Annotated in this window: 20 protein-coding genes; 9 read left to right on the forward strand and 11 right to left on the reverse strand. The window is 64.2% G+C overall.

The annotated features are described in order from the left end of the window. Nucleotides 1–264: 264 nt before the first annotated feature. From rpsA to AFIDRAFT_RS08335, 9 genes are all read left to right on the forward strand, one after another. Entirely contained in the window at nt 265–1,965 is a 1,701-nt protein-coding gene (rpsA, locus tag AFIDRAFT_RS08295; RefSeq protein WP_009338760.1) for a 30S ribosomal protein S1, read from the forward strand. A gap of 247 nt (nt 1,966–2,212) precedes the next feature. Continuing rightward, nucleotides 2,213–3,193 (forward strand): signal peptide peptidase SppA, encoded by a 981-nt coding sequence (sppA, locus tag AFIDRAFT_RS08300; protein WP_009338761.1) that lies wholly within the window; start codon nt 2,213–2,215, stop codon nt 3,191–3,193. A 159-nt stretch (nt 3,194–3,352) separates the two neighbouring features. After that, nucleotides 3,353–3,664, forward strand: coding sequence for an integration host factor subunit beta (locus AFIDRAFT_RS08305; RefSeq protein WP_009338762.1), 312 nt, complete (start codon nt 3,353–3,355; stop codon nt 3,662–3,664). Between the two features lie 55 nt (nt 3,665–3,719). Then, the gene (locus AFIDRAFT_RS08310) at nt 3,720–4,094 is read left to right on the forward strand and encodes a LapA family protein (RefSeq protein ID WP_009338763.1); all 375 of its coding nucleotides are present in this window, start codon (nt 3,720–3,722) and stop codon (nt 4,092–4,094) included. 45 nt (nt 4,095–4,139) lie between these two features. Beyond that, nucleotides 4,140–4,817 carry a phosphoribosylanthranilate isomerase gene (locus AFIDRAFT_RS08315; RefSeq protein ID WP_009338764.1) on the forward strand — a complete coding sequence of 226 codons (678 nt, stop codon included), beginning with the start codon at nt 4,140–4,142 and terminating at the stop codon, nt 4,815–4,817. Nucleotides 4,818–4,901: 84 nt separating this feature from the next. Next, a complete protein-coding gene (gene trpB / locus AFIDRAFT_RS08320) occupies nt 4,902–6,119 on the forward strand; it encodes a tryptophan synthase subunit beta (RefSeq protein ID WP_009338765.1) in 1,218 nt (405 codons plus the stop codon). Further along, nucleotides 6,116–6,952: a tryptophan synthase subunit alpha gene (trpA, locus tag AFIDRAFT_RS08325; RefSeq protein WP_009338766.1), complete on the forward strand. Its 837-nt coding sequence runs from the start codon at nt 6,116–6,118 to the stop codon at nt 6,950–6,952. The genes trpB and trpA overlap by 4 nt, the downstream gene beginning before the upstream one ends. Nucleotides 6,953–7,030: 78 nt before the next feature. Beyond that, nucleotides 7,031–7,963, forward strand: coding sequence for an acetyl-CoA carboxylase, carboxyltransferase subunit beta (gene accD, locus AFIDRAFT_RS08330; protein ID WP_009338767.1), 933 nt, complete (start codon nt 7,031–7,033; stop codon nt 7,961–7,963). Further along, the gene (locus AFIDRAFT_RS08335) at nt 7,960–9,288 is read left to right on the forward strand and encodes a bifunctional folylpolyglutamate synthase/dihydrofolate synthase (RefSeq protein ID WP_009338768.1); all 1,329 of its coding nucleotides are present in this window, start codon (nt 7,960–7,962) and stop codon (nt 9,286–9,288) included. Before accD ends, AFIDRAFT_RS08335 begins: the two co-directional genes overlap by 4 nt. A 63-nt stretch (nt 9,289–9,351) precedes the next feature. On the opposite strand, the gene trxA is transcribed toward AFIDRAFT_RS08335, so the two are convergent. The 11 genes from trxA to ubiE all read right to left on the reverse strand — a co-directional run bounded on the left by trxA (nt 9,352) and on the right by ubiE (nt 26,281). After that, nucleotides 9,352–9,672, reverse strand: a complete 321-nt coding sequence (trxA, locus tag AFIDRAFT_RS08340; RefSeq protein WP_002717684.1) for a thioredoxin — start codon at nt 9,670–9,672, stop codon at nt 9,352–9,354. A gap of 157 nt (nt 9,673–9,829) precedes the next feature. Next, the gene (gene addA, locus AFIDRAFT_RS08345; protein ID WP_009338769.1) at nt 9,830–13,321 is read right to left on the reverse strand and encodes a double-strand break repair helicase AddA; all 3,492 of its coding nucleotides are present in this window, start codon (nt 13,319–13,321) and stop codon (nt 9,830–9,832) included. Beyond that, on the reverse strand, nt 13,318–16,485 hold the full coding sequence (gene addB / locus AFIDRAFT_RS08350) for a double-strand break repair protein AddB (RefSeq protein WP_009338770.1): 3,168 nt from the start codon (nt 16,483–16,485) through the stop codon (nt 13,318–13,320). Before addB ends, addA begins: the two co-directional genes overlap by 4 nt. Nucleotides 16,486–16,550: 65 nt before the next feature. Next, entirely contained in the window at nt 16,551–17,273 is a 723-nt protein-coding gene (locus AFIDRAFT_RS08355; protein WP_009338771.1) for a nucleotidyltransferase family protein, read from the reverse strand. Nucleotides 17,274–17,424: 151 nt separating this feature from the next. After that, nucleotides 17,425–17,757 carry a PilZ domain-containing protein gene (locus tag AFIDRAFT_RS08360; RefSeq protein ID WP_009338772.1) on the reverse strand — a complete coding sequence of 111 codons (333 nt, stop codon included), beginning with the start codon at nt 17,755–17,757 and terminating at the stop codon, nt 17,425–17,427. Nucleotides 17,758–17,858: 101 nt separating this feature from the next. Continuing rightward, nucleotides 17,859–19,388 (reverse strand): bifunctional tRNA (adenosine(37)-N6)-threonylcarbamoyltransferase complex ATPase subunit type 1 TsaE/phosphotransferase, encoded by a 1,530-nt coding sequence (locus AFIDRAFT_RS08365; protein ID WP_009338773.1) that lies wholly within the window; start codon nt 19,386–19,388, stop codon nt 17,859–17,861. Next, nucleotides 19,385–21,889, reverse strand: a complete 2,505-nt coding sequence (locus AFIDRAFT_RS08370; RefSeq protein WP_009338774.1) for a sensor histidine kinase — start codon at nt 21,887–21,889, stop codon at nt 19,385–19,387. The genes AFIDRAFT_RS08365 and AFIDRAFT_RS08370 overlap by 4 nt, the downstream gene beginning before the upstream one ends. Before the next feature lie 130 nt (nt 21,890–22,019). Further along, complete coding sequence (gene dut, locus AFIDRAFT_RS08375; protein ID WP_009338775.1) at nt 22,020–22,478, reverse strand: dUTP diphosphatase; 459 nt, start codon at nt 22,476–22,478, stop codon at nt 22,020–22,022. Further along, nucleotides 22,475–23,896, reverse strand: a complete 1,422-nt coding sequence (gene coaBC, locus AFIDRAFT_RS08380; RefSeq protein WP_009338776.1) for a bifunctional phosphopantothenoylcysteine decarboxylase/phosphopantothenate--cysteine ligase CoaBC — start codon at nt 23,894–23,896, stop codon at nt 22,475–22,477. Before coaBC ends, dut begins: the two co-directional genes overlap by 4 nt. A 55-nt stretch (nt 23,897–23,951) precedes the next feature. Next, entirely contained in the window at nt 23,952–25,505 is a 1,554-nt protein-coding gene (ubiB, locus tag AFIDRAFT_RS08385) for a 2-polyprenylphenol 6-hydroxylase (protein ID WP_009338777.1), read from the reverse strand. An 11-nt stretch (nt 25,506–25,516) separates the two neighbouring features. Continuing rightward, on the reverse strand, nt 25,517–26,281 hold the full coding sequence (ubiE, locus tag AFIDRAFT_RS08390; protein ID WP_009338778.1) for a bifunctional demethylmenaquinone methyltransferase/2-methoxy-6-polyprenyl-1,4-benzoquinol methylase UbiE: 765 nt from the start codon (nt 26,279–26,281) through the stop codon (nt 25,517–25,519). Nucleotides 26,282–26,303: the final 22 nt, after the last annotated feature.

Here is a 26,303-nt window from a genome sequence, read left to right on the forward strand (position 1 = left end):
GACAGGATCGAGGCCATTCCCGAGCGGGCCGGCACGGTTGATCCCTGCCGTCATTGGAGGACAGCCCGCTCTGAAGGTCTTTGAGGTCGAATTTTTTTAAGACCCGCGACAAAAATCATCGCATCGCTCGTGCAGGCACCGGCCGGCCCGTTCTCGTGAACCGTGAAGGTTGGCGAGGCGGTCGTCAAAGGTCGTGGAACCTTTGGCCCTTCATGCGCAATGCGTTCATCAACCCACTGTCGGCCAACCGCATCTGGAGAATCCATGGCTTCGACTGCATCTTCCTATAACCCGAGCCGCGACGATTTCGCGGCGATGCTCGATGAATCCTTTTCGGGCGGCAACCTTCAGGAAAGCTCTGTCATCAAGGGCAAGGTTGTGGCGATCGAGAAGGACATGGCCGTCATCGACGTCGGCCTGAAGACCGAAGGTCGCGTGGCGCTTCGCGAATTCAACGGCCCCGGCCGTGAGAACACCCTCAAGGTCGGCGACGAAGTCGAAGTCTTCCTGGACCGGATCGAAAACGCTCTCGGCGAAGCCGTGCTGTCGCGCGACAAGGCGCGCCGCGAAGAAAGCTGGGGCAAGCTCGAGAAGGCGTTCAACGCCAACGAGAAGGTTCACGGTGTCATCTTCAATCAGGTCAAGGGCGGCTTCACGGTCGACCTCGACGGCGCCGTGGCGTTCCTGCCGCGCTCGCAGGTCGATATCCGTCCGATCCGCGACGTCGCGCCGCTGATGAACAACCCGCAGCCGTTCCAGATCCTCAAGATGGATCGCCGCCGCGGCAACATCGTCGTCTCCCGCCGCACGGTTCTCGAAGAGACCCGCGCCGAGCAGCGCCAGGAGCTGGTGCAGAACCTCGAAGAGGGTCAGGTGATCGACGGCGTCGTCAAGAACATCACCGATTACGGTGCGTTCGTTGACCTCGGCGGCATCGACGGCCTGCTGCACGTCACCGACATCGCGTGGCGCCGCGTCAACCATCCGACCGAGGTTCTCACCATCGGCCAGACGGTGAAGGTCAAGATCATCAAGATTAACCACGAGACCCACCGCATCTCGCTCGGCATGAAGCAGTTGCTGGACGATCCGTGGCAGGGCATCGAGGCGAAGTATCCGCTCAACGCCCGCGTCACCGGCCGCGTCACCAACATCACCGACTACGGCGCGTTCGTCGAACTGGAGCCGGGCATCGAAGGCCTGATCCACGTCTCGGAGATGTCGTGGACCAAGAAGAACATGCACCCCGGCAAGATCGTTTCGACCTCGCAGGAAGTCGAAGTGCAGGTGCTGGAAGTGGATTCGGCCAAGCGCCGCATCTCGCTCGGTCTCAAGCAGACCATGCGCAATCCGTGGGAAGTGTTCGTCGAGAAGTTCCCGGTCGGCTCGACCGTGGAAGGCGAGGTCAAGAACAAGACCGAGTTCGGTCTGTTTCTGGGTCTCGACGGCGACGTCGACGGCATGGTGCATCTGTCCGACCTCGACTGGAAGCAGCCGGGCGAGCAGGTGATCGACAACTTCAAGAAGGGCGACATGGTCAAGGCCGTGGTGCTCGATGTCGATGTCGAGAAGGAGCGTATCTCGCTCGGCGTGAAGCAGCTCGAAGGCGACCCCTTCGCCGAGCCGGGCGACGTCAAGAAGGGCGCGGTCGTGACCTGCGAGATTCTCGACGTCAAGGATGCCGGCATCGACGTGCAGATCGCCGGTACCGACTTCACCACCTTCATCAAGCGCTCCGAGCTTGCTCGCGACCGCAACGACCAGCGCGCCGAACGTTTCGCCGTCGGTGAGAAGGTCGATGCCCGCGTCATCCAGTTCGACAAGAAGGCCCGCAAGGTCCAGGTGTCGATCAAGGCGCTCGAAGTGGCCGAGGAGAAGGAAGCCATTGCGCAGTACGGGTCTTCGGATTCGGGTGCGACGCTCGGCGACATTCTCGGCAACGCGCTGAAGAAGCGCGAGAAGTAAGCCTGTTTCAGGCGTTTCTTCCATCAGCTGCAAAGGGCCCCGGTTTCCGGGGCCCTTTTTGTTTGAGTGATTGGGTGCGGCACCGTGGCTGAAGGTGACTGTGGCCGGATCGGGACAAGTCCGGTGATGACACATCGAGAGATCGCGGGCGGCCTCAATACCTTCAAATTACCCGGCAATTGATGTATCGAAGTCACTCAATCGCAAGCATTGAGCGGGGATAACGCGCCGCCCACCGGAGAACCGCATGTCGTTCGAGTCCGACCTGATCGTTGACCGCCGCCGCATTCGCCGCAAGCTGACGTTCTGGCGCGTGGTGAGCGGCCTGCTCGTCATCCTGGCGGTGGTTGGCGGCGGAATGCTGCTCACGCCTGCCGGACGTCAGGCGCTGACCGGCAAAAGCGCCATCGCGCGGGTCAAAATCGAAGGGCTGATCCGCAGCAACGACGAGCGCGTCGCAGCACTGGAGCGGCTGGAGAAGTCGGACGCCGCCGCCGTCATCGTGCACATCAATTCGCCCGGCGGCACCACGGCGGGCTCCGAGCAATTGTTCGACGCGCTGACGCGGCTGAAAGCGAAGAAGCCGCTGGTCGTCGTGATCGAGGGGCTTGGCGCGTCGGGGGCCTACATCACCGCGCTGGCGTCGGATCACATCATCGCGCAGCAGACCTCGCTGGTCGGCTCGATCGGCGTGCTGTTTCAGTTCCCGAACTTCACCGATCTGTTGAAGACCGTCGGCGTCAAGGTCGAGGAGGTGAAGTCGGCGCCGCTGAAGGCCGCGCCGAACGGCTACGAGCCGACTTCGCCGGAAGCGCGCGCCGCGCTCGACGCGCTGGTGAAGGATTCCTTCGCGTGGTTCAAGGATCTGGTGAAGACGCGGCGGCACATGGACGATGCCACGCTTCAGACCGTCTCCGACGGGCGCGTATTCACCGGCAGGCAAGCGATGGGGCTGAAGCTGGTCGACGAACTCGGCGACGAGAAGACCGCGGTGAAATGGCTGCAAGCCCAGAACAAGATCAAGGGCGACCTGCCGGTGCGCGATTACAAGCTCTCACCGCGCTTTTCCGACATGACATTCCTGCGCGCGGCGGCGGCTACGACGCTTGAATCGCTCGGGCTGCCCACGGTGGCGCGGTTTGTCGGCGGAAATGGCGCCGCCAGCCTCAGTGAGCAGTTGCAACTCGAAGGCATGCTGGCATTGTGGCGGCCAGCAGGCACGAATTGAATGTCTGAATCGTGTTTCATCGCTCCGGCGGCCTGTGTGCCGGGGCGAATGCTTTCAATTGTCACGCAAAATCGCTCTCGTCTTGGGCGTTATGCGACTTGACAGTTCAAGGCTTTTTCAAGGAAATGTCACCCGCAACGACCGCGAGCCCCCGAACCGATGATCAAATCAGAACTCGTTCAGCGCATTGCCGAGCATAATCCGCACCTCTACCAGAGAGACGTGGAGAACATCGTCAACGCGATCCTCGAGGAAATTGTCTCGGCGCTATCGCGTGGTGATCGTGTCGAGTTGCGAGGTTTCGGCGCATTTTCGGTGAAGCACCGCCCGGCGCGCGCGGGCCGCAATCCGCGCACCGGCGAGCATGTCCCCGTCGAGCAGAAGAGCGTGCCGTTCTTCAAGACCGGCAAGGAAATGCGCGAACGGCTGAACCGCAACGGCCACGACGAGGAAGCCGCGGCGTCCTCCTGATCGTTCGCGCGGCGTTCTCGCGCGCTGATACGCCGGACCATTCGGAAAGGGCGGGATGCGTAAGATCGTCAACACCGTGGTGATCGTACCGCTCGCGCTGGTGTTGCTCGCCTTCGCGCTCGCCAACCGCCGTTTCGTCACCCTGTCGTTCAACCCCTTCGACCCCAGCGATCCCGCGCTGGCGCTGACCCTGCCGCTGTTCGTCGTCATTATCGCCTCGGTGATGCTGGGCGTGCTGGCGGGTGGTCTCGCGGTCTGGTTCGGGCAGCGCCGCCACCGCAAGGCGGTCCGCCGGCTGGAGGCGGAGGCCGCGCAGACCCGCGCCGAGCTTGCGGAACTGCGGCGAAATGCGGCTTTTCCGGCCCCCGCACCCCGGCCCGGCGTCCCGCCGCTGGCCATTGCACAAGACAAGCAGCACGCGACGTTGTAGAACGCGCCTTCACTGCTTGGATCGCTTAAAATCAGCTCAAACCCCATGTCCCTGATCGTGAAAATCTGCGGCCTGTCCGAACCGGAGACGCTTGAGGCGGCTCTGGATGCGGGTGCCGAAATGGTCGGGCTGGTGTTCTTTGCGCCTTCGCCCCGCAATGTCGATCTGGCGCACGCGGCGGAGTTGGCAGCGCGGGCGCGCGGGCGCGCGGAGATCGCGGCGCTCACCGTCGATGCCGACGCCAGGCTCATGGACGCGATCGCGGAGCAGGTTCGCCCCGACTGGTTTCAGTTGCATGGCGCTGAGACGCCCGAGGCCGCGGCGGCGATCCGCGAGACGTACGATACGCGGGTGATGAAGGCGATTGCGGTGGCAGCCCGCGCCGATCTCGGCAAGGTGGCGCCCTATGCGTCCGTCGTGGACCGCATCCTGTTCGATGCCCGCGCGCCGAAGGACGCCACGCGCCCCGGCGGGCTTGGCGTGCCGTTCGACTGGAACATTCTCGAGGGGCTCGATCTGGCCAAGCCGTTTGTGCTGTCGGGCGGACTGAACATGGGCAATCTCGCGCAGGCCGTCCGGATCGCGCGGCCGCACGGCGTCGACGTGTCCTCCGGTGTCGAGCGCGCGCTCGGCGTCAAGGACGCCAACATGATCCGCGCCTTCATCGGCGCGGCACGCGGGGCTGAGGCCAGCTTACGCACGGCAACCGCCAATGCGGGATAATTTCGCGGCCTCGACACCGGTCGGGGCTTACAACAAGTAGAACGTGGATGACCGGAACGGGTTCGGTCATCGCCAAGGATAGTCATGAGTCTTCCAAAACCAAATTCCTTCCGTTCCGGCCCGGACGAGCGCGGCCATTTCGGCACTTTCGGCGGCCGCTTCGTCGCCGAAACGCTGATGCCGCTGATCCTCGATCTGGAAAAGGCCTATGCGCAGGCCAAGGCCGACCCGGCGTTTCAGAAGGAGATGAACGCCTATCTGAAGGACTATGTCGGCCGTCCGTCGCCTTTGTATTTCGCCGAACGGCTCACCGAACATCTCGGCGGCGCGAAAATCTATTTGAAGCGCGAGGAGCTGAACCACACCGGCTCGCACAAGGTCAACAACGTGCTCGGCCAGATCATGGTCGCGCGCCGCATGGGCAAGAAGCGCATCATCGCTGAGACCGGCGCGGGCCAGCACGGCGTTGCCACTGCAACGCTGTGCGCGCGGTTCGGACTTGAGTGCATCGTCTACATGGGCGCGGTCGACGTCGAGCGGCAGCAGCCGAACGTGATCCGCATGGAAATGCTTGGCGCCAAGGTGGTGCCGGTGCAGTCCGGCACCCGCACGCTGAAGGATGCGATGAACGATGCGCTGCGCGACTGGGTGACCAATGTCGCCACCACGTTCTATTGCATCGGTACGGTTGCGGGGCCGCATCCCTATCCAATGATGGTGCGCGACTTTCAGTCGGTGATCGGCGTTGAGACCCGCGCGCAGATGATGGAAGCCGAAGGCCGCCTGCCGGATTCGCTGGTAGCCTGCATCGGCGGCGGCTCCAACGCGATGGGGTTGTTTCATCCGTTCCTCGACGATCCCGGCGTCGAGATTTTCGGCGTCGAGGCGGCAGGCCATGGCCTCACCAATCTGCATGCGGCCTCGCTTGCGGGTGGCCGCCCCGGCGTGCTGCACGGCAACCGGACGTATCTTTTGATGGACGAGGACGGTCAGATTCAGGACGCGCACTCGATCTCGGCGGGCCTCGATTATCCCGGCATCGGCCCCGAGCATGCATGGCTGTACGAGACCGGCCGCGTCACCTATCTGTCCGCGACCGACGAGGAGGCGCTGGCCGCGTTCCAGTTGCTGTCGCGGCTGGAAGGCATCATTCCGGCGCTGGAATCCGCGCACGCCATCGCCAAGCTCTCGGAGCTTGCGCCGAAACGGCCACGCGATCATCTGATGGTCGTCAATCTCTCCGGACGCGGCGACAAGGACGTGCCGCAGGTCGGCGATATTCTGCGGGGGCGCAAGTCATGACCACGCGCCTCGACACCCGTTTCGCCGAACTGAAGAAAGAGGGCCGCGCCGCGCTCGTCACTTTCGTGATGTGCGGCGATCCGGACCTTGCCACCTCGCTCGAAATTCTCAAGGCGCTGCCGAAAGCGGGCGCCGACGTGATCGAGATCGGCATGCCATTTACCGATCCGATGGCGGACGGCCCCGCGATTCAGGCGGCGGGCCTGCGCGCGCTGAAGGCCGGCACCACGCTGAAGAAGACGTTGCGGGTCGTGCGCGAATTCCGCGCGACCGAGCCCGCGACGCCCGTCGTGCTGATGGGCTATTACAATCCGATCTTCATCTATGGCGTCGACAAGTTTCTGGTGGATGCAAAAGCCGCTGGCGTCGATGGCTTGATCGTGGTCGATCTGCCGCCGGAGGAAGACGAAGAGCTTTGCATTCCGGCGCTGAAGGCTGGCGTGAACTTCATCCGTCTCGCGACGCCGACGACCGATGACAAGCGCCTGCCTGCGGTGCTCACCAACACCTCGGGCTTTGTCTATTACGTCTCGATCACCGGCATCACCGGCTCGGCCTCCGCCGACGACAAGCAGGTCGGCGAGGCGGTGGCGCGGATCAAGCGCCATACCAAGCTGCCGGTCTGCGTCGGCTTCGGCATCCGCACGCCCGAGGCTGCGGCGCGCATCGCGTACCACTGTGAAGGCGCGGTGGTCGGCTCCGCGCTGATCGATGCGCTGCGCGGAACACTCGACGCCGACGGCAAGGCGAGCGCGAAGACGGTACCTGCGGTCACGGACCTCGTGGCGGCGCTGGCTGCCGGCGTGCGCGGGTTTAAGGCCGCCGCGCAATAGATTTATTTGAAAATGTTCGGGTTGCCCGGCCCGCGCCGGGCGTCCATATATCGGCTGAATTGAAGCGGGAGCCCGCCCATGAACTGGTTGACCGACGTCGTCCGTCCGAAAATCCGCAACATGATCCGTCGCGAGACGCCGGAGAATCTCTGGATCAAGTGTCCGGATTCAGGTCAACTCGTGTTCTACAAGGATGTCGAGGCGAACCAGTTCGTCATTCCCGGCTCGAACTATCACATGCGCATGGGTGCGACCGCGCGGCTGAAGTCGGTGTTCGACAACGAGACGTGGTTCGATGTGGCGCTGCCGGATGTCGCGGCCGATCCGCTGAAGTTTCGCGATGAGCGCAAATATGCCGACCGCATCAAGGACGCCCGTGCCAAGACCGGCATGAACGACGCGGTGAAGGTCGGTTATGGCCGGATCGAAAGTACGCCCGCCGTGGTCGCGGTGCAGGATTTCGATTTCATGGGCGGCTCGCTCGGCATGGCGGCGGGCGAGGCGATCGTCAAGGGATTGCAGCTCGCGGTCGAGAAGCATGCGCCCTTCATCATGTTCGCAGCCTCCGGCGGCGCGCGGATGCAGGAAGGCATTCTGTCGCTGATGCAGATGCCGCGCACGACGGTCGCCATTCAATTGCTGCGCGAAGCCAAGCTGCCCTACATCGTGGTGCTGACCAACCCGACCACCGGCGGCGTTACCGCGTCCTACGCGATGCTGGGCGATGTGCAGCTCGCCGAGCCGGGCGCGCTGATAGGCTTCGCCGGCGCGCGCGTGATCGAGCAGACCATCCGCGAGAAATTGCCGGAGGGCTTCCAGCGGGCCGAATATCTCAAGGACCACGGCATGGTCGACATGGTGGTGCACCGCCATGATATGCGCGCCACGCTGGCGCGGCTGTGCCGCCTCCTGATGAAGGCGCCCGCGCCGCAGGCCGATCAGGCCGCCGCGCCGCGGCTGCCGGATGTCGAAGTGCTGCCGCCGGATACGGCGGTGCCGTCATCAGCGTGAGCGCCGCCGCACCTGCGCGCCGCGAGCTCGACAATCTCCTGACGCGGCTGACGGCGCTGCATCCCAAGCGCATCGATCTCGATCTGTCGCGTATCCAGCGCATCCTCGCGGCGCTGGATCATCCCGAGCGCCGCTTGCCGCCGGTGATCCATGTCGCGGGCACCAACGGTAAGGGCTCGACGGTCGCGTTCCTGCGCGCGATCTGTGAGGCGGCGGGCCTGCGTGTCCACGTCTACACCTCGCCGCATCTGGTGCGCATCAACGAGCGCTTTCGCATCGCGGGCGTGCTTGCGACCGACGCGCAGCTCGAGGATGCGTTTGCCCAGTGCGAGCGCGCCAATGGCGGCGCGCCGATCACGCTGTTTGAAATCGAGACCGCCGCAGCCTTCGTGCTGTTCTCGCAGCACATCGCGGATCTGCTCCTGCTCGAGGTCGGACTCGGCGGCAGGCTGGACGCGACCAATGTTGTCGATGAGCCGCTGGCGAGTGTGATTACGCCCATCGGCATGGATCATCCCGAATTCCTCGGCGATACGCTGATCAAGATCGCGGGCGAGAAGGCAGGCATCATCAAGCGCGGCGTGCCGGTGATCTCGGCCGAGCAGCAGGCTGAAGCGCAGGCCGTGATCGAGCAGACCGCGCGGAAGATGCGCGCGCCGCTACTTTCCGCGACACAGGAATGGCATGTCGGCGTCGAGCACGGGCGGCTTGTCTATCACGATGAGCGCGGCCTGCTCGATCTCGCGGCTCCCCGCCTGTTCGGCCGCCACCAGTTCGACAATGCCGGGCTTGCGATTGCCACGCTGCGCGCCATCGCATCCTTGACCATCGAGCCTGCGGCGTTCGAGCAGGGCATTGCGCGCGCCGAGTGGCCCGCACGAATGCAGCGGCTGCCCTCAGGCGCGTTGTTCGCGCACGCGCCGGAAGGCTGCGAGTTGTGGCTCGACGGCGGCCACAACGCCGATGGCGGGCGCGTCACGGCGGCGGCGCTGGCCGACCTCGGCGAGCGCATCGAGCGTCCCGTGGTGCTGATTGTCGGTATGATGGCCAACAAGGACGCGCGGGCCTTTCTCGCGAACTTCTCGGGCTTGACCCGTCATGTGGTCGCGGTGCCCATTCCTGAGAATGACAATGCGATGGAGCCGGAGGAACTCGCGGCCGTCGCGCGCGCGCAGGAAATGCGCGCCGATGTCGCGCCCGGCGTGGCCGAGGCATTGAGTTTCATTGCCTCGATGGCCTACGAGACCCCGCCGCGCATCCTCATCACCGGCTCGCTCTATCTCGCGGGCCATGTGCTGGCGGAGAACGGCACGCTACCGACCTAAATCGCAAAACAAAACGGCCGGTGAAATCACCGGCCGTTGTTTTAATCCGTATATGCGCGCGGCTTACACCGCAGCGGTGATCCACTGCTGCAGCTTCTGCTTCGGCGCGGCGCCGACCTGACGGGAGGCCATCTCGCCGCCCTTGAAGATCATCAGGGTCGGAATCGACATCACGCCATACTTCGACGCGGTCTTCGGGCTCTCGTCCACGTTGAGCTTGACGATCTTGACCTTGTCGCCCATCGCGCCTGCGATTTCGTCGAGCGCCGGAGCGATCATGCGGCAGGGGCCGCACCACTCCGCCCAGAAATCCACCACGACCGGACCTTCCGCCTTGAGAACTTCAGCCTCGAAGTCGGTATCCGAAACTTTGCCTACGCCCATGATCTGCCTCGTTGATGAAGGCGCCGAATTGAGAATCGGCGCCCGTTTGATTGGCGCAAACGTATGAATGCCCTTCAACCCGGTCAAGGCTGGCAAAGCGTCCGTGTTGCTGCTATGCCGAATCGCCGGGCGTAATATTGTGTAATGATATCAATGGCTAGGTTGTATCCCCGGACAAGGCCGCCGCCAGCCCTGAGTCCAACGTCGCAGACGGGACCTCGACCATCCGCGCGGTTTCCGTCCACAGCAGCGCGCCGCGAATGGTCCTGTCGGGATAGAGTTTCGCGAGCACCGCGCGGTACAGCGCGAGCTGGCGGACATAATGCGGCGGTGTTTCCGCGCGCGGTGCGGGGCCGGTCTTGTAATCGACGATGATAATATCGTGTGGCGTAATCACGAGACGGTCGATCTGCCCTGACACCCGCGCGATCTTGTTCCCGATATTGATCCGGCCCGCGATCGAGACTTCCGCGCGGCTGCCCGGCGCAAACAGCGCGGCAAATTGCGGCTCTCCGATCAGATCGACGACCTGTTGCGCGAGCTGATTGAGGTCGTCCTGGTTAAATCCATCCTGCGCATGGCGGGCGAGAAAACGCTCCGCCGCCGCCTTGCGCTGATCGGGCGCGATGTCCGGCAGCGATTGCAGCAGCCGATGCACCCACTGGCCGCGCAGTCGTGCGCGCTGGCGCAGGAGCGCCGCTTCGGGTGCCAGCGTGGGCAGGGACACATCGTCGCTCGCATCGGATGGCGCGATTGATCGTTCGCGCGGAATCTCCAGCGGCGCACTCGCACGCAGCCAGTCCGGCAGTGGCGCGGGCGCGGCGGGCTTTGCCGCCACGTCCTCTGCGACCTTGGGCTCGACATCGCCCGCGCGGGTGTAGCGCCTGACGGGACCGAAGGGCGTTTCGATTTCCGTCATGACAAGGGGCGAGGCGCCAAGCCCTTTGTCGATCAGATCGTACCATGACAGCTCGCGCACATTGTTGCGATTGCCGGGCTTGCAGCCGCCGACGATCAGCCGTTCGGCGGCGCGCGTCATCGCGACATAGAGCAGGCGGCGGTATTCGTGCTCGGTGTCGTCGCGCATCGCGGCGCGCGCCTGCGCTACGGCTTCTGTGTCGTCGCGCTTCGCGCCAGCCCACAATACGACGTCGCCAGGCCCGGCATTGCCGTGCGCCATGCGGATCAGCTTCAGGCGCTGCGTATCCGAAGGCGAGGTGGTGGTATCGACCAGAAACACCACGGAAGCCTCGAGGCCCTTCGCGCCGTGCACGGTCATGACGCGAACCTCGTCGCGCAGGATCTCCATGTCGCGCTTCACTTCGGTGTCGGCGGCGCGCAGCCACGCGATGAAGCCCTGCAGCGAGGCCGCGGCCTTGCGTTCATAGCTCAGCGCGAGTTCGAGAAATTCGTCGAGCGCATCGTTCGCCTCCGGCCCGAGCCTGCGCAAAATGCGCGCCCGCCCGCCGCTGCCGCCGCCTTCGCCGCCGAGCAGCCATGCGAAAAATGCGAATGGTGTGACGCGCGCGAAACGCTTCTCGCATTGCATGAGGAAATCGTTTACCGATTTCAATTTCGGCAATGTGTCCGCATGCGCCTGCAATGCCGCGCGCAGAGAGCCGGTGCGGGCAGGCGCGATGGCGAGGAGGTCATCGTCATCGAGCCCGAACAACGGGCTTTTCAGTGCCACCGCCAGCGCGAGATCATCTTGTGGGAGCAACAGCGCATCGGCGAGATGCATCAGGTCGATCACCGCGATGTGCTCGGTGAGTTTGAGCCGATCCGCGCCCGCGACCGGGATGCCCGCATGCTTGAGCGCCTGAATGACCGCATCGAAGGTCGTGCCGCGCCGACGGACCAGAACCATCACGTCGCCATAACGCAATTTGCGGCGGTGGCCCGTAGTGCCGGTCATGGTGCCTGCGTCGATCAGCGCCTTGATCTCGGCGGTCACGCGGCGCGCGAGCTTCACATCTGGGCTCGTGGTGGAGATCGTATCGAACGGTGCATCCCAGCCCTCGATCTCCTCGCGCGTATCCGGTTCTTCCAGATTCCATAATTCGACCATCGCGGGTGCGGCGTCGGGCAGCGCGTCGTGGACCGGATAGGCGTCGTCATTATGGATGCTTTTGTAGATCGCCTGCTCCCGGAACACGTAATCGACCGAGTCGAGGATCGCGGCACCCGAGCGGAACGAATGCTTGAACGACACCGATTCGAAGGCAAGTTTCGCGTGGGCGTGGCGCGTCATCATCGCGCGGCGGCGCAAATCGAATTCGCGCGGAGCCGCGCCCTGAAACGAGAAGATCGACTGCTTCTCGTCGCCGACCGCGAACACGGTACGACGAATGTCGCGCGCACCCGCGCCCGCGGTGAATTCGGAGACGAAGCTCTCGATGATGTCCCATTGCCGCGGGCTTGTGTCCTGCGCCTCGTCGATCAGCACGTGGTCGATACCTCGGTCGAGCTTGAAATGCACCCAGGAGGCGTAGCCGCCGGTCAGCATCGTGTGGGTCTTGTCGATCAGATCGTCATAATCCAAGAGGCCGCGCGCCTGCTTCTCGCGGCGGTAGTGCGCCGCGACCGCGCTTGCGATCACCAGGAGTGCATGGGTGCGGTCGCGCTGGATCACGGCGCGGCGCTGTTCGTCGAGTTGAAGGAGGCGCGGCTGTTCCTGCATGAGCGCGGCGGCCAGCGCACCTTGCGTGGCGGCGAGCGCCTTGGTCATCAGCGTTTTGCGGGCGCCGCCTTCGCCTGTGATGAACAGGCTGAGATATTCATCAAGCTGCGCTTCGCCTGACAAAGCTGCTGCGGCTCGCAGGCGGGCGCCTTGCGTGGCGTCGCTCTTGCCGCCTTGCTCGAAGGCCTCAGCCGCCGCGAGCCAGCGGCGGCGCGGCAGATGCGGGCCATCGACCATCTCGCGCTCGATGGCGTCAAGCTGCGCGTCGGAGGTGACACCGAGCGCGCGGCAGACCTGAATCATCGCGGCATCGATGCTGCCCGCGCCGTCCGCCCACGCCATGAAATGCTCGCGGCTCAGGCATGCCTCGTGCACCACCTCCTTGAAGGTGATGTCGGCGGCCTGCGCCATGGCGAAGGCGAGCGCGCGGCCGAGCGCGCCGTCCGGTGTGCGCGCGGCCTCCAGCAGAACCGCGAGATTGGCGCGCTCCATCATGTCGGTCTGGTCGCGCTCGTCGAGCACCGCGAAGTGCGCGGGCACGTTGGCCTCGAACGGAAACTGCTGCAGCAGGCGGGTACAGAGCGCATGGATGGTCTGCACCTTCAGCCCGCCCGGCGTCTCCAGCGCGCAGGCGAACAGTTTGCGTGCTCGCGCGCGCACGTCGCGCGTGACCTGTGCGCCGGAATTGCGGATCGCGGCGTCCAGCTCATCGTCGGAGAGAGCGACCCATTTCCCTAAGGTGTCAAACACGCGCTGCGCCATGTTGGCGGCGGCGGCCTTGGTGAAGGTGATACAGAGAATCTTTTCCGGCGCGACATCGTCGAGCAGCAGGCGGATCACGCGGTTGACGAGCACGTAAGTTTTGCCCGACCCCGCATTGGCGGCGACGAAGGCGGAGGATTGCGGGTGCGAGGCGCGCAACTGCGCTTCGCGGACGGCTTCCGGAATATTGGCGCGCGGCTTGCTCATTCGCCACCTCCGCCGAGATGGCCCGCGACCGACCATTCCTTGATGCGCGCGAGGTCGTCATAGGTGCCGTAGCGGTTCGACCACATCGCAAGGTCGAGCGAGGTGTAGGCCTGTTCGGGGTTCTCGAATTTTTTGATCAGCGCCGTCAGCTTCGCGAGCGCCTCGTCGGCGGCATCGTCCGGCAATTGCGGTTCGTTGCCACGCGCGATGCGCAGATCGACGATCTTCTCTTCGCCCGCCGGGTTGTTGCCGTTGAGCCGGACGTAGACAAGTTCACTGACGCTGGCGCGAGCCGGGAACGGTTTGAATCCCCCGCCGCGCAGGATCGCGGCCTCCAGCGTGAGCTGCGGCGCGAGACCAAGCCGCACCTGCTTGCCGCTCGGCGGCGTGCCCGTCTTGTAATCGACGATTGCGAAGGTGCGATCACTGCGATACTCGATGCGATCGGCGCGTGCGCTCAGAATGAAGCGGCGTCCGTTCGCGAGCGGAATCGGAATCTCGCCGCGCAACTCGGCGGCGATCTCGGTGATGTCCTCGCGGCGTTTGATTTCCCATCCGGCAAACCATTCCGCGATGCGCAGGAAGCGCGGCCACCACAGCGCCCGGGCCTCGGGATGCTCCATCAGCGCCGCGAAATGCCGTTCCCCGAAAGACCGCAGTTCTGCCGCAATATTGCCCGGCAGGTTTTTGCTGTGCGCTTCGGTGAAATCCCCGAGTGCATTATGGATCGCGGAGCCGCGATCCGCAGCGGTCAGAGGAAGATCGATCGGATCGAGTGGCGTGAGTTTCAAAATGCGCTTGGCGAAGATCGTATAAGGATCGCGCAGCCAGTCCTCGATCTCCGTCACCGACATCTGCAACGGTCGCAGCGTCACCGGCGGCTTTGGCGCAGGCTGTGCAATCGGCTGAATACTATCGGGATGATCGAGCGCTTCGGCGTAGCGGATATAACGCGCGCCCCGTTCAAGCGCTGCGTCCCACGCCTCCGGCTTTGCAATTGCCTTCATCCGGTGGAGGAAACGCGAGGCGACCGATGGCGCGCCGCCAGCCTTGGCGGCGTGAGTGAGGATCACATCCTCCGCGCCGAGCAGTTGCGCGAAATCGTGCGCGGTGAGGCCGATGCGCCGTTCCGGCAGATCGAGGCCGAGATCGTGGCGCATCGGCCGCGATAGCCACGGATCGATGCGCGGTGCAGGTGGCCACACGCCTTCAACAAGGCCGCCGAGAATCACGCGGTCGCATTGCGTGAGGCGCGCTTCCAAGAGGCCGTAAATCCGCAACGATGCATCTTCGTTTTGCGGCCGCCGCACCATGCCACTGGCAAAAGCGGTCGCGAACAAATCGGGATAATCTGCAATCTCAAGCGCGATGTGCGTTTGCGCGGGGGAAGTCGCGTCGCCGCTGGGCAGAAGCAGTTCGTCGAAAGCTTGCGCAAGTTGCTGGCCGTCATGGCCGCCGAAGACAGCGATGCGGCCATCGTCAGACGTGGACAGACGGATCAGCGTTTCGCGATGGAGCTGCGCCAGTGTCGCGAGGTCATGCGCGCCACGCGCGATGTTTTCCAGCGGCGTGAGTGCTTCCGTAAGCGCAACGAGAAGGCGCGCAATGCCATCGATGTCGCCCTGTGTCAGCCGGCAGCGCGGCTCGGAGCGATGAAGCGCGGAGTGCTCCTTGCGTCGTGCTTTGCCCCATTCATCAACGAACCACGCAAAGGCCGCCTGCAATCCTTCGCAGCCGGGCGCCGGACGGGTGCCGCGCAGCACCGCCAGTTCGAGATCGTGGACCGTTTTGGTCCATGCGCCTTCCGCCTGCCCCAGCCGCAGCAGCGGATGTTTGAGCAAGGCGAGCAGCGTCGGCGGCGACAGCCCGGTTGTGATCGTCTCCGCCGCAATGCGCGCGAAGATGCCGGCCGGCGTATCCATCAGCGAGTCGCCGCCGGAATCGTCGAACGCCAGTTTCCAGCGGCCGAGCGCGGCCATCACGCGGCGTGCCAGCGCGCGATCCGGCGTCACCAGCGCAGCCGTTTTGTTTTTCTGCCGCGCTTCCCGCATCGCGACCGCGATGGCGAGCGCTTCCATTTCCGGATTGGCGGCCTCGATGACGGTGAGAGTTTCAAAACCGCTTGCGATGCGCGCGGCAACGTCCTGCTCGGCAAGGCGATCATGCCATTGCGCGGTCTCGGCGGCGGGCCGCATCGCTTCGGAGGCGAGCAACTCGCGGCCATGCGAGGCAGGTTCGGCGAGTGGGATCACGTCGCGCCGTTCCAGTCCGAGCAACTCCAGCAGGCCATGCAGCGCATACTGCGGATGGCTCGACAAGGGATGTTCGGTGAAGCGTCCCTCGGAATCGCGTATGCCGCCAATTGCGCGCCATGACTCGCTGTCGAGATCGATGTCGAGTCCCGGCAGCACGACAGCACCCTGCGGATGTTTCGCGATGGCATGCAGGAATTTCGCGGTGGACGGCATCGAGCCGGTCGAGCCTGCGGCAATGAACGGGCCGGGTAATGTCGCGATCCGCGCGGCTTCCGTCTCAATCAAAAGATCGCGGCGGCGCGCTGGCTCAATGAGGTTCTGTTCACCGAGATAAGCAGGCCACGCGTCCTTGGCGATCTTGAGGAAGTCGAGCGTGAGTTGCCAATACCGGTCGAGATCGTCCGGCACGAGATTGTCGAGCGCGCTCCAGTCGACGCCGCGCGTGGTCATGTCGTCGATCAGACGTGCAAGATCGTCGGCCAAAGCGAGCGTCGATGCAGGTCCGCCCGCGACCAGAGGTGCGGCTGCAAGCTCACGCGAGCCGAGCCGCTTGGCCCACGCATCCACAAGGCGCATCAGCACCAGCCGGCGCGGCAGGCCATCCAGCGCTTCCGGCACGGCGAGCGAGAAGAATTCGACGGCCTCACCTCGCGCGAAGTCGAGTTCGTCTTCGTCGACATGGCCGAGGGCGACAATGCGCGGCAGCAGCACGGCATCCTGTCCCATGACGTCGAGAAAAATCTCGCGCGCCATGCGGCAGGCGCGCTGGGTCGGCAGATAGAGCGTTGCCTGTGCCAGACGCTCGGGTGCTTCACGCGCGCGAAAGCCATCGATCAGGCGACCGTCGACCAGCGCGCTCAAAAGCGTGCGCAGAAATGGTGCCGATGAGGGAATGTTGGAAACGCGCATGAAGGATTCCACTGACGGCCAAGCGGATCACGGCCGGGCAGGGTTTGTCGAGAGAATATAGGAAATCAGGCCGCGCTGGCCAGAAACGCTTTTTCCGCCGCCGCGATGGCGTCCGGCGTGCCGACATGCATCCACACGCCCTCCAGCCGCAGGCCGAACAGCCGCTCCTGCGCCGCCGCTTCATCGAACAGCTTTGTGAGCGAGAATTCGCCTTGTGGCGCGCCCTTGAAGATCGTGGGCGAGAGGATCGCGACACCCGCATAGACGAACGGCACCACATGCTGCTCCCTGCGCCGTTGCAGGCGGCCATCCGTCAGCATGGTGAAATCGCCAGCCCCGTCATAACCGATGCTGCCGGTGGTCGGCGCCATCAGCAGCAGAATATCCATCCGCGCGGGATCGAAGGCATCGGCGAGGCGCTGGAGATTCGGGGTGACGCTGTCGATCCACAACGTGTCGGCGTTGAGATGGAAGAACGGATCGGTGCCGAGCAGCGGCAGTGCTTTGACCACGCCACCGCCGGTGCCGAGCACTTCGTTGCGCTCATCGGAGATGACCACCTTCGGCTTTTGCCGCGCGGCGGTGTGCGCGATGATCTGCTCGCCGAGATAGTGCACGTTGATGACGGTTTTATCGACACCAGCCTCGCCAAGGCGGTCCAGCACGTGATCGAGCAGCGGCTTGCCCGCGACCTCGACCAGCGGCTTTGGCTTGTGGTCGGTCAGCGGCCGCATCCTTGTGCCGAAACCAGCGGCAAGCACCATGGCGGTATGAGGCTGAAAAGGCATCGTCGTCTCTCAAGCGAATCGCCGGATGATCTGGGCGAAGCCTAGAGCATCGCAGCGCGGCCTGTCATCACCAGGCGTGACGCAGGGCGTTGAACCGCTGTAATTCGCTTCTGTGACGGCAATACGACTCCTGCGCGGAGGATGCGCAGGATCAGATTTCGACGACCTGATTGCTGTTGCTGTTCTTGCGCGTGGTGGCGCCGCGGCGCTTCGGGTCCTGCTTGAGGAACTGCACGCCGATCTGTTCGCCGTTCACCCAGCAGAGTTCGCAACGACGATAGGCAAGGCCGGTCGAAGACAACAGCAGGAAGAATTCCTTCAGCGCCAGTCCTTCCACGTTGCCTTGCACCGTGAGCTTTGCACCGGATTCGGAAATATCCTCGACGAGGCAGCTTCGGCGCCATGTGCCGTCGATGCCCATCATATGAGCTGCAAAGCCGCGTTCGAAAACGACTCGCTCGCCTTTGCGTCGTTCTGTTGCCATTCGGGGTCTCCGCCCGTTGTGTCTTGCGGCCGGTATGACAGCAGCAAGACGATGCCGCCAAAAATACCGTCAGGCGACCTAATGGCGCGTAAATTTTCGTTTCAAATGCGATCGATAGGGGGCGGGACGTTCGCCGTAAACCAATCCTTAAGGCTGTTCAGGGCGGGGTGAGCGAAAGCCCGCTGTAGATAGCCCCATATCCGGGGCTGATGCCGCAGATATTGCGGTTTGCCGTCACGGCGGTTGAGCCGTGCGAAGGTGCCGAGCAGGCGCGTATTCCGTTGCGCGGACATGATGGCGTACTGCTCGGCGAAGCTTGCGGCGTCGAATGCCGGATTTGTCTGACGCCGTGCGGCGACGTAGCGGCCGAGCAGCGGAATTTCCACGGTATCGGGCACGTCGATCCGCGCATCCTGCAGCAGCGACACGAGATCATAGGCTTCCGGCCCCATCACCGCGTCCTGGAAGTCGAGCAGGCCGACGCGACTGGTGTCCTTGCGTCCGCTCAGCCAGATCAGGTTCGGCGAGTGGAAATCGCGTAGCATCCAGGTCTTGCGCGTCGTATCAAATCGGCCGAGCAGGTCCTTCCAGATCACGAGGAAGTCGGCATGCATCATGCCGCTCAGCGTCACACCGTGATCGGGGAGATACCAGTCCAGCATCAATCCGACTTCGACCATCATCGCCTCGAAGTCGAACTGCGGGATCCGATAAGTGATCTTGGGTGCGAGCGGCAGCGTGTCGGGCAGGTCGATGCCGTGAAGTGCGGCCAGCATCGTGGCGGCGGCCTGATAACGTTCGACTATGGGGGCGGGCGGTTCGCCCTGCACGAAGGTCGCGCCACCGAGGTCCTCGAGCAGCAGAAAACCCGCGTCGAGATCGGCGTGATACACCGCGGGCGCGGAGAAACCCTGACGGCGAAGGCCGTTGGCGAGCGCGACGAAGGGACGGACATCTTCGGCGAGATGCACGGCGGCGCTGTAGGATTTGCCGTTGTGGATCGCGGGGCCGTCGGGGCGCGGCGGCGAATTCATCAGTACCAGCGAGCCCTGGTCGCCAATCACGCGCGCATAAGAGCGTGTCGAGGCATCGCCCGCCATGCGCTGCCGGTCAGAGGTGGCATGGCCGGATAGATTGAGGAAACGCCTCAGCGCGGCGAGGCGCGCGACCTTGGCGATGGCCTCGCCGTGCCCGGTGATCTCGGCGGCACGCGCCGACGAGCCGAGCGAAGGCCTGTGGCTGAAGGCGATGTCGATGCGGTTGTCCGGCATCGCTTCGGGAGCGCGTTCGGGCCATTCGATCAGCGCCAGAGTGCCTTCAGGCAGCGGCGACAGGCCGATCTCCTCCAGCTCTGTCGCGTCGGCGATGCGATAGAGATCCGCATGCAGTACGGGATAGGGCGGCAGATCGTAGGTTTGCGTCAGCGTGAAGGTCGGGCTCGGGACTTCATAGGCCTCGTCGCCCGCCAGATAGCGGATCATCGCGCGCGCCGCGGTCGTCTTGCCCGCGCCAAGATCGCCGGACAGCGTGATGGTGTCGCCGGGGCCGACCAGCAGCGCGAGATCGGCCATCAGGTGGGCCGTCGCGATCTCATTGGGAAGGGCAACCGAGAAGGATGATGGTTCGTTCATTCGGCAGCGCTGCGATGGGCGGTCTGGTCGGCGGGAAATTCGCACGTCACCGTAGTGCCTTCACCCACCACCGAGTCAACCCTCACCCGGCCGCCATGCAGTTCGACAAAGGAGCGCACCAGCGACAGGCCAAGCCCTGCGCCACGGTGACGCGAGCCGTTGGCGCGGCTCTCGAACCAGTCGAACACCTTGTCGCGCACGTCATCCGGAATGCCGGGACCAGCGTCGGCGACGGCGCAGCAGATGAGGCCGTTCTCACGCCATGCGTTGAGGCGGACTGTGCCATTGGTGGGCGAAAAACCGATCGCGTTGGCGAGCAGGTTGTAGAAAATCTGCACGATGCGCCGCTCATCGGCGATGAAGCCTGCGGCGGAGGGATCGATATCAATCACGAGCCGGATGTTGTCGTGCACCAGGCGATCCTGCAGCCCGGCGGTCGCTTCCTCGACGGTCTTGCGCAGATCGACTGGCCCGAGGTCGAGTGTCATCGCGCCCGCATTGATAGTGGCGAGATCGAGGATGTTGTTGATGATCGCGAGCAGCGCGTTGGTCGAGGTGGTAATGTAGTTGAGATACTCGCTCTGCTTCACCGTCATCGGCCCGGTCGCGGGGTCGCTGAGGAAGTGGGCGAAGCCGATGATGGTGGTCAGCGGCGAGCGCAGTTCGTAAGAAACGTGGTGGACGAAATCCACCTTCATCTGGTCGGCGGCCTCCAGCGCATCGTTACGTTCACGCAACGCGCGCTCCACGTTCACGCTGTCGGTGACGTCCTGGAAGGCCAGCATGGTGGCGCCGTCAGGCAGCGGAATCGTGGTGCAGTCGAGCACGCTGCCGTCCTTGCGCTCGATCCGGGTTTGCAGCGCGGTGCGGCTGTCGATGCCGGTGATAGCGGCGCGGATGGCTTGCCAGGTTGCGGCATCCTCGAACAGCGGCCTGCACCATTGCTCGATGGTCTCGATGTGAGGCTGCTGCTGAAGCGCTTCGGTTGAGAGTTTCCAGAGCTGCGCGAATGGCGGGTTGAACAACTGCGCGCGGCCATTGCCGCCGAACACCGCCACCGCTTCGGACAAATTGTCTAGCGTTTCGCGCTGGACGCGCAGCAGCCCGTCGTGCTGGCGCTGCAGCTTGAGGCTCTCGGTGACATCATCGAACAGGTAGGTCACGCCGCCTTCGGGATTGGGCGTGGTGACGATGCTGACCGCGCGCCCGTCCGGCAAGTACCAGGTTTCCTTGGCGGGTTCGATGGCGCGGTAGGCTTCGTGCAGGCGAGCCTTCCAGGCGCGGAAATCCGGCTGCTCGGGAATCTTGCGCTCGGCACGCAGCTTTTCCAGTACACTGGAATCGCTCGGGTTGGAATCGAGGAACGCGCGGTCGAGATCCCACAGCCTGCGATAGGAATCGTTGTAGAAGGCGAGGCGTTTGTCGGCATCGAACACGGCGACGCCGGACGACAATTGATCGAGCATCCGCCGGTGCGCATCCGCCATGCGCATCAGTGCGTCCTTGAACGCGACGGTCTCGCTGCAATCGATCGCCACGCCGACGCTGCCATCGGTGACGTTGTAGGCGAACACATCGAAGATGCGCCGCTCGCCGCCGATTGCGACCGGCAGACGCGCGCGATAAGGCTTGCCCTCGGCAAGCGCGTGGCGCATCGCGGCGCGGTCCTCGCTGTCGAGTAGTTCGACACCGCGCTCAATGGCGTCGGAGGGGTTTGCTGCTTCCGCCGCTCGGGCGTAGGCGGCATTCGCATAGCGCAGCGTGCCGTTGGCGCGCCGCGCCCACAGAGGTTGCGGGATTTCGGCGGCGAAGGCGCGCAATGCGTCGGTTTCTTCGATGAGATGCAGATGGCGCTGCGTCATCTCCGCGAGTTCGAGCCGCACGCCACTCAATTCGCGAATGCGCACGATGGCCTGTCCGCCGACCGCACGCCCTATCGCCTCGATGGCGCGGCCGTTCGAGGCCGACATTGTCAGCAGGAAGCTTTCGCCGCGCTCGCGCAGAGCATCGACGGCATGATCCATCGCAAGCGCCTGCTCGGGCAAAAGCCAGGTGCCGAACGCCAGAACGCGCTGAGCGGACGTAGCCTGGCCCTGTGGCATCAGCAGCGCGATGTCGCCGGTGATGTCGGGCCGCTCGTCGCCGGCGGACCATGCGATCAGCACCTGCGGCTCGGCAAACAGCAAGGCGCGCAGGCGATCGGATTCATGCTGCAGCGATTGATTGTCGGCGCGCAGTTGCGCCTCCATCGCTTCCGCGCGCAGCCGCGTACGCATCAAAAGGATCGCTGACACCACCGAGAAGCAGAGCACGGAGGCGGACAGCGCGAGCCCCGTAATTTCAGGCCGGTTCAGGTTGCCGAGGATGGCGAGTGTGGTGTCGATGGCGCCATTCCCCGCGGCATGTGCAGGCAGCGTTCCTGCGAGGATGGCGAAGCCGCCCTGCACGATCGACGTGCATGACAACAAGCTTCGACGCATCGTCCGGAGGACGCCTGACATTCTTGATTCTCAACCACCGCCCGCGAATCAAAACACAATAACCTCCCGGGGACTCGGGGGGTAAGAGTCCAGACCGTGAACGTGGGGAAGGAACGGCAATAAGGCGTGCGGCGGGGATGAAAACCGCGAATCAGCGGCCCGTGGAGCCGAAACCGCCCGCGCCTCGCGCGCTCGGCGGAAGTTCCCCGACAGATTCAAACGCCACCTGTACCACCGGTGCCACCACCATCTGCGCGATGCGTTCGCCGCGTCGGATCGTGAAGGTTCCGCGGCCATGATTGATGAGCGGCACGCCGATCTCACCGCGATAGTCGGCATCGATGGTGCCGGGCGAGTTCAGAACGGTCAGGCCATGTTTGATGGCAAGGCCGGAGCGCGGGCGCACCTGCGCTTCATAGCCCGCAGGCAGCGCGATCGCGAGACCCGTCGGAACCAACACGCGGTCGCCGGGCGCAAGCTGGATTGGCTTGTCTTCCGGCACGGCGGCAAGCAGATCGAGACCGGCGGCGTGCTCGGTCTGGTAGGCGGGCAAGGCAAGGCCTTCGCCATGCGGGAGTTGGGTGACGGCGATCCGCAGCGGCTCGGTCATGGGCGTGCAATGCTTTCCGTGGGTGAGAATGTGTCCGCGATCCGGGCGATCAGGCGCGTTGCGACATCGTCCTTGCTCATGGCGGGCCAGCTTTCCGGCGCGGCCCGGTCCTTCATGAAAATCTGTACAGCGTTGCTGTCGCCGCCCATGATACCGGTTGCGGGTGACACGTCGTTGGCGACGATCCAGTCGCAGCCTTTGCGCGCGAGTTTCGCAGCGGCGTTTTCCGCGACATGCTCGGTCTCGGCGGCGAAGCCGATCACCAGTGGCGGCCGGTTCGATGTCCGTTTGGCGACGGTGGCGAGGATGTCGGGATTCTCCACCATTTCGAGCGGCGGCATGCCGTGCGCGGTTTTCTTGATCTTCTCCGCGCCTGCATTGGCAACGCGCCAGTCCGCGACGGCGGCGGCGAAGATCGCGATATCGGCGGGAAGAGCGCGTTCGACCTCGGCCAGCATGTCGCGTGCGGCTTCGACGCGAATGGTTTTGACGCCTTGCGGGTCGGGCAGGTTCACTGGGCCGGACACCAGCACCACCTCCGCGCCAGCCTCTGCGGCTGCTGCGGCAATGGCGTAGCCCTGTTTGCCGGAGGATCGGTTGGCGATGTAGCGCACCGGGTCGATCGGCTCGTGCGTGGGCCCCGCCGTGATCAGCACGCGCCGGCCCTGCAAAATTGGAGGGTGCGCAGGCTGTAGCAAAGCGAGCGCGCGCGTCGCGATCTCCACGGGCTCTGCCATCCGCCCAAGGCCTGCTTCGTTGGCTTCCGCCATCTCGCCGCGGTTCGGGCCAATGAGGATGCGGCCGTCGCGGACAAGCTGGGCGACATTGCGCTGTGTGGCGGCGTTGTTCCACATCGCCGGATTCATCGCGGGCGCGAGCAGCACCGGCTTGCTGGTTGCAAGCAGAATGGCGCTGGCGAGATCGTCGGCCAGGCCCTGCGCCATCTTCGCCATCAGGTCAGCAGTCGCGGGTGCGACCACTACGAGATCGCAATGGCGCGCGAGGCGAATGTGCCCGGCGTCGAACTCGCTCTCGGCATCGAACAAGTCAGTGTAGCAGCGATTGTTCGCGAGTGCGCTGGCACTCAATGCGGTGACGAATTTTTCCGCCGCCCGCGTCAGCACGCAACGGACCTCACAGCCGCGCTCCTTCAGGCGGCGGATCAGGTCGAGCGCCTTGTAGGCGGCAATGCCGCCGCCGATGATGAGGGTGACGCGGTGGCGTGCCTGTCCCGGCTCAGGGTGCGGGACTTCCAAAACAGATGAGTTGGGTCGTACCGGCAAAGCCTCGCCTTGCGCCGCGGCTTGCCGCAGGATCACCCGAACCTCGTCCTCAACCGAACGGCCGCTCTGGGCCGCGCGCAGCTTCAGCGCGGTCTTGATGTCGTCGTCGAGCTTGCGGACGGTGAGGCTGGCCATGCGTCAGCCTAGCATGTGATTGCAATGCAATCAAATTTTTCTAGAGTGATTGCATCTAGAAGGAAATCCAGAGAAATCCAAGCAGACTCAACGCAATAATCCAGAGCGCCACTGTCTCCCAATGCCGCCCGCGCCGCTCCGATCGCCCCAAGGCGGCTATCGTATCTGGCGACAGCACCAGTCCATCGCGGGTCATGGCCTCGAATTGCTCCAGCGCGGCGACCGAGCGCGCGGCAATGGCGGGCAGACCGAAGAGAATGCGGCCAAGGTCACCCGCGCCGCTCGCGGCCTGCTGGATACGGCCAAGCGGGCCGAGGTTGCGCTCGATCCACTCACGCACCACGGGTTCGGCGGTCTTCCAGATGTCGAGTTTGGGGTCGTAGGAGCGCGCGACGCCCTCCACCACCACCATGGTCTTTTGCAGCAGGATCAGTTCAGGCCGCGTCCGCATGTCGAACAGGCCGGTGACTTCGAGCAGCAGTGTGAGCAATTTCGCCATCGAGATTTCGTCGGCGGCGCGGTTGTGGATCGGCTCGCCGATGGCGCGAATGGCTTGTGCGAAATTCTCCACCGAATGATGCGAGGGCACGTAACCCGCCTCGAAATGTACTTCCGCGACCCGGCGATAATTGCGGGTGATGAAGCCGTAGAGAATTTCGGCGAGGAACTGCCGCTCCTTCAGTCCGAGCCGGCCCATGATGCCGAAATCGACGGCTACGAGTCGTTCGTTGCTGTCGACGAACAGGTTGCCCGGATGCATGTCGGCGTGAAAGAAGCCGTCGCGCAGCGCGTGACGGAGGAAATTCTGGATCACCTTGCGACCGAGCGCGGGCAGGTCGAGATTTGCGGCCTCTAACCGGGCGCGGTCGTTGAGCGCGATGCCCTCGATCCACTCCATCGTCAGGACATGATGGCTGGTGCGGTCCCAATCGACGGTTGGCACGCGGAAGTCGGAATCCTCGCGCGTGTTTTCCGCCATCTCCGAGAGCGCCGCTGCCTCGATGCGCAGATCCATTTCCATGGCGACCGAGCGCGCCAGCGTCTCGATGATCTCGGTCAGGCGCAGCCGCCGCGCTTCGGATGAAACGCCCTCCGCCTTGCGCGCGGCGTAGCGGAATGCATTGAGGTCATGGTTGAAGCGCGCGCCGACATTGGGGCGCAGAATCTTGACGGCGACGGGGCGCGTGCCGTTGATGTCCGAAACCTCGGCGCGATGCACCTGTGCGATGGAAGCGGCAGCAACGGATTCGCCGAAATGCGAAAATACTGATGTAATGGGCTTTTCCAAGCCCATCTCGACCACGGCGATGGCCTGGTCCTGCGGAAACGGCGGCAGACGATCCTGAAGACTCTCGAGGTCGCGCGCCATCGCGACGCCGACGACGTCGGGGCGTGTTGCGAGAAATTGTCCGAGCTTGACGTAAGTGGGACCTAATCGCGTCAACGCGTGCGACAGTCGCGCGCTGGATTTCGTACCCCGGCGTTCGATCAGGCGCGCGGCGCGGATCGCGGCCTGCGCGGGTGGAGGCAAGGGCGAGGGGTCGACGACGCCGAACACGCCTTCGCGCGCGAACACGAAAGCGGCGTGCGCAAGCCGGGTGATGTGCATGAGCGAAGAAATCACAGACGCCAGCCTGAATGCAGCGCGACGATGCCGCCTGAAAAAATCTCATGGGCCACGCGCGAGAACCCGGCATCGCGGATCATCTCCGCGAAGGTGTCGGGCTTCGGAAACTGGCGAATCGATTCGACCAGATAGCGATAGGATTCGGCATCGCCCGTCACGGCCTTGCCGATCTGAGGAATGATGTTGAACGAGAAGATGTCGTAGATCTTGTCGAGGCCCGGCATGGTGACCGAGGAGAATTCGAGGCAGAGAAAGCGCGAGCCGGGCTTCAGCACGCGCCAGGCCTCGCGTAGCGCCAGCGGAATCTGCGGCACGTTACGGATGCCGAACGCGATGGTGTAGGCATCGAAGCTTCTGTCAGCGAAGGCGAGCGCCTCGGCGTTGCCCTCGACGAAATCGACGCGATCATCCAGTACCTGGGCCTGTGCCCGCTCGCGGCCTACCGCCAGCATGTCAGTGTTGATGTCGCAGACGGTGGAATGGAAGTTGGGGCCTGCCGCCTTGGCCGCGCGGAAGGAAATGTCGCCAGTGCCGCCCGCGACATCGAGCATTCTGAAGGGGGCTTCCCCGCGCGGCGGATTGAGCGTTTCCACCATCAGGTTCTTCCAGACCCGGTGCAGCCCGCCCGACATCAGGTCGTTCATCAGATCGTAGCGCTTCGCGACGTTGTGGAAGACCTCGTTGACGAGGCCCTGCTTTTCGCCGGGCGAAACCTCCCGATAGCCGAAATGTGTCGAATTATCTGGCGCTTGGCTCATGTTGGGCTCTCCGGCGGGCACC

Origin of the sequence: Afipia sp. 1NLS2 (assembly GCF_000178995.1) — a bacterium.
Lineage (GTDB): Bacteria > Pseudomonadota > Alphaproteobacteria > Rhizobiales > Xanthobacteraceae > Afipia.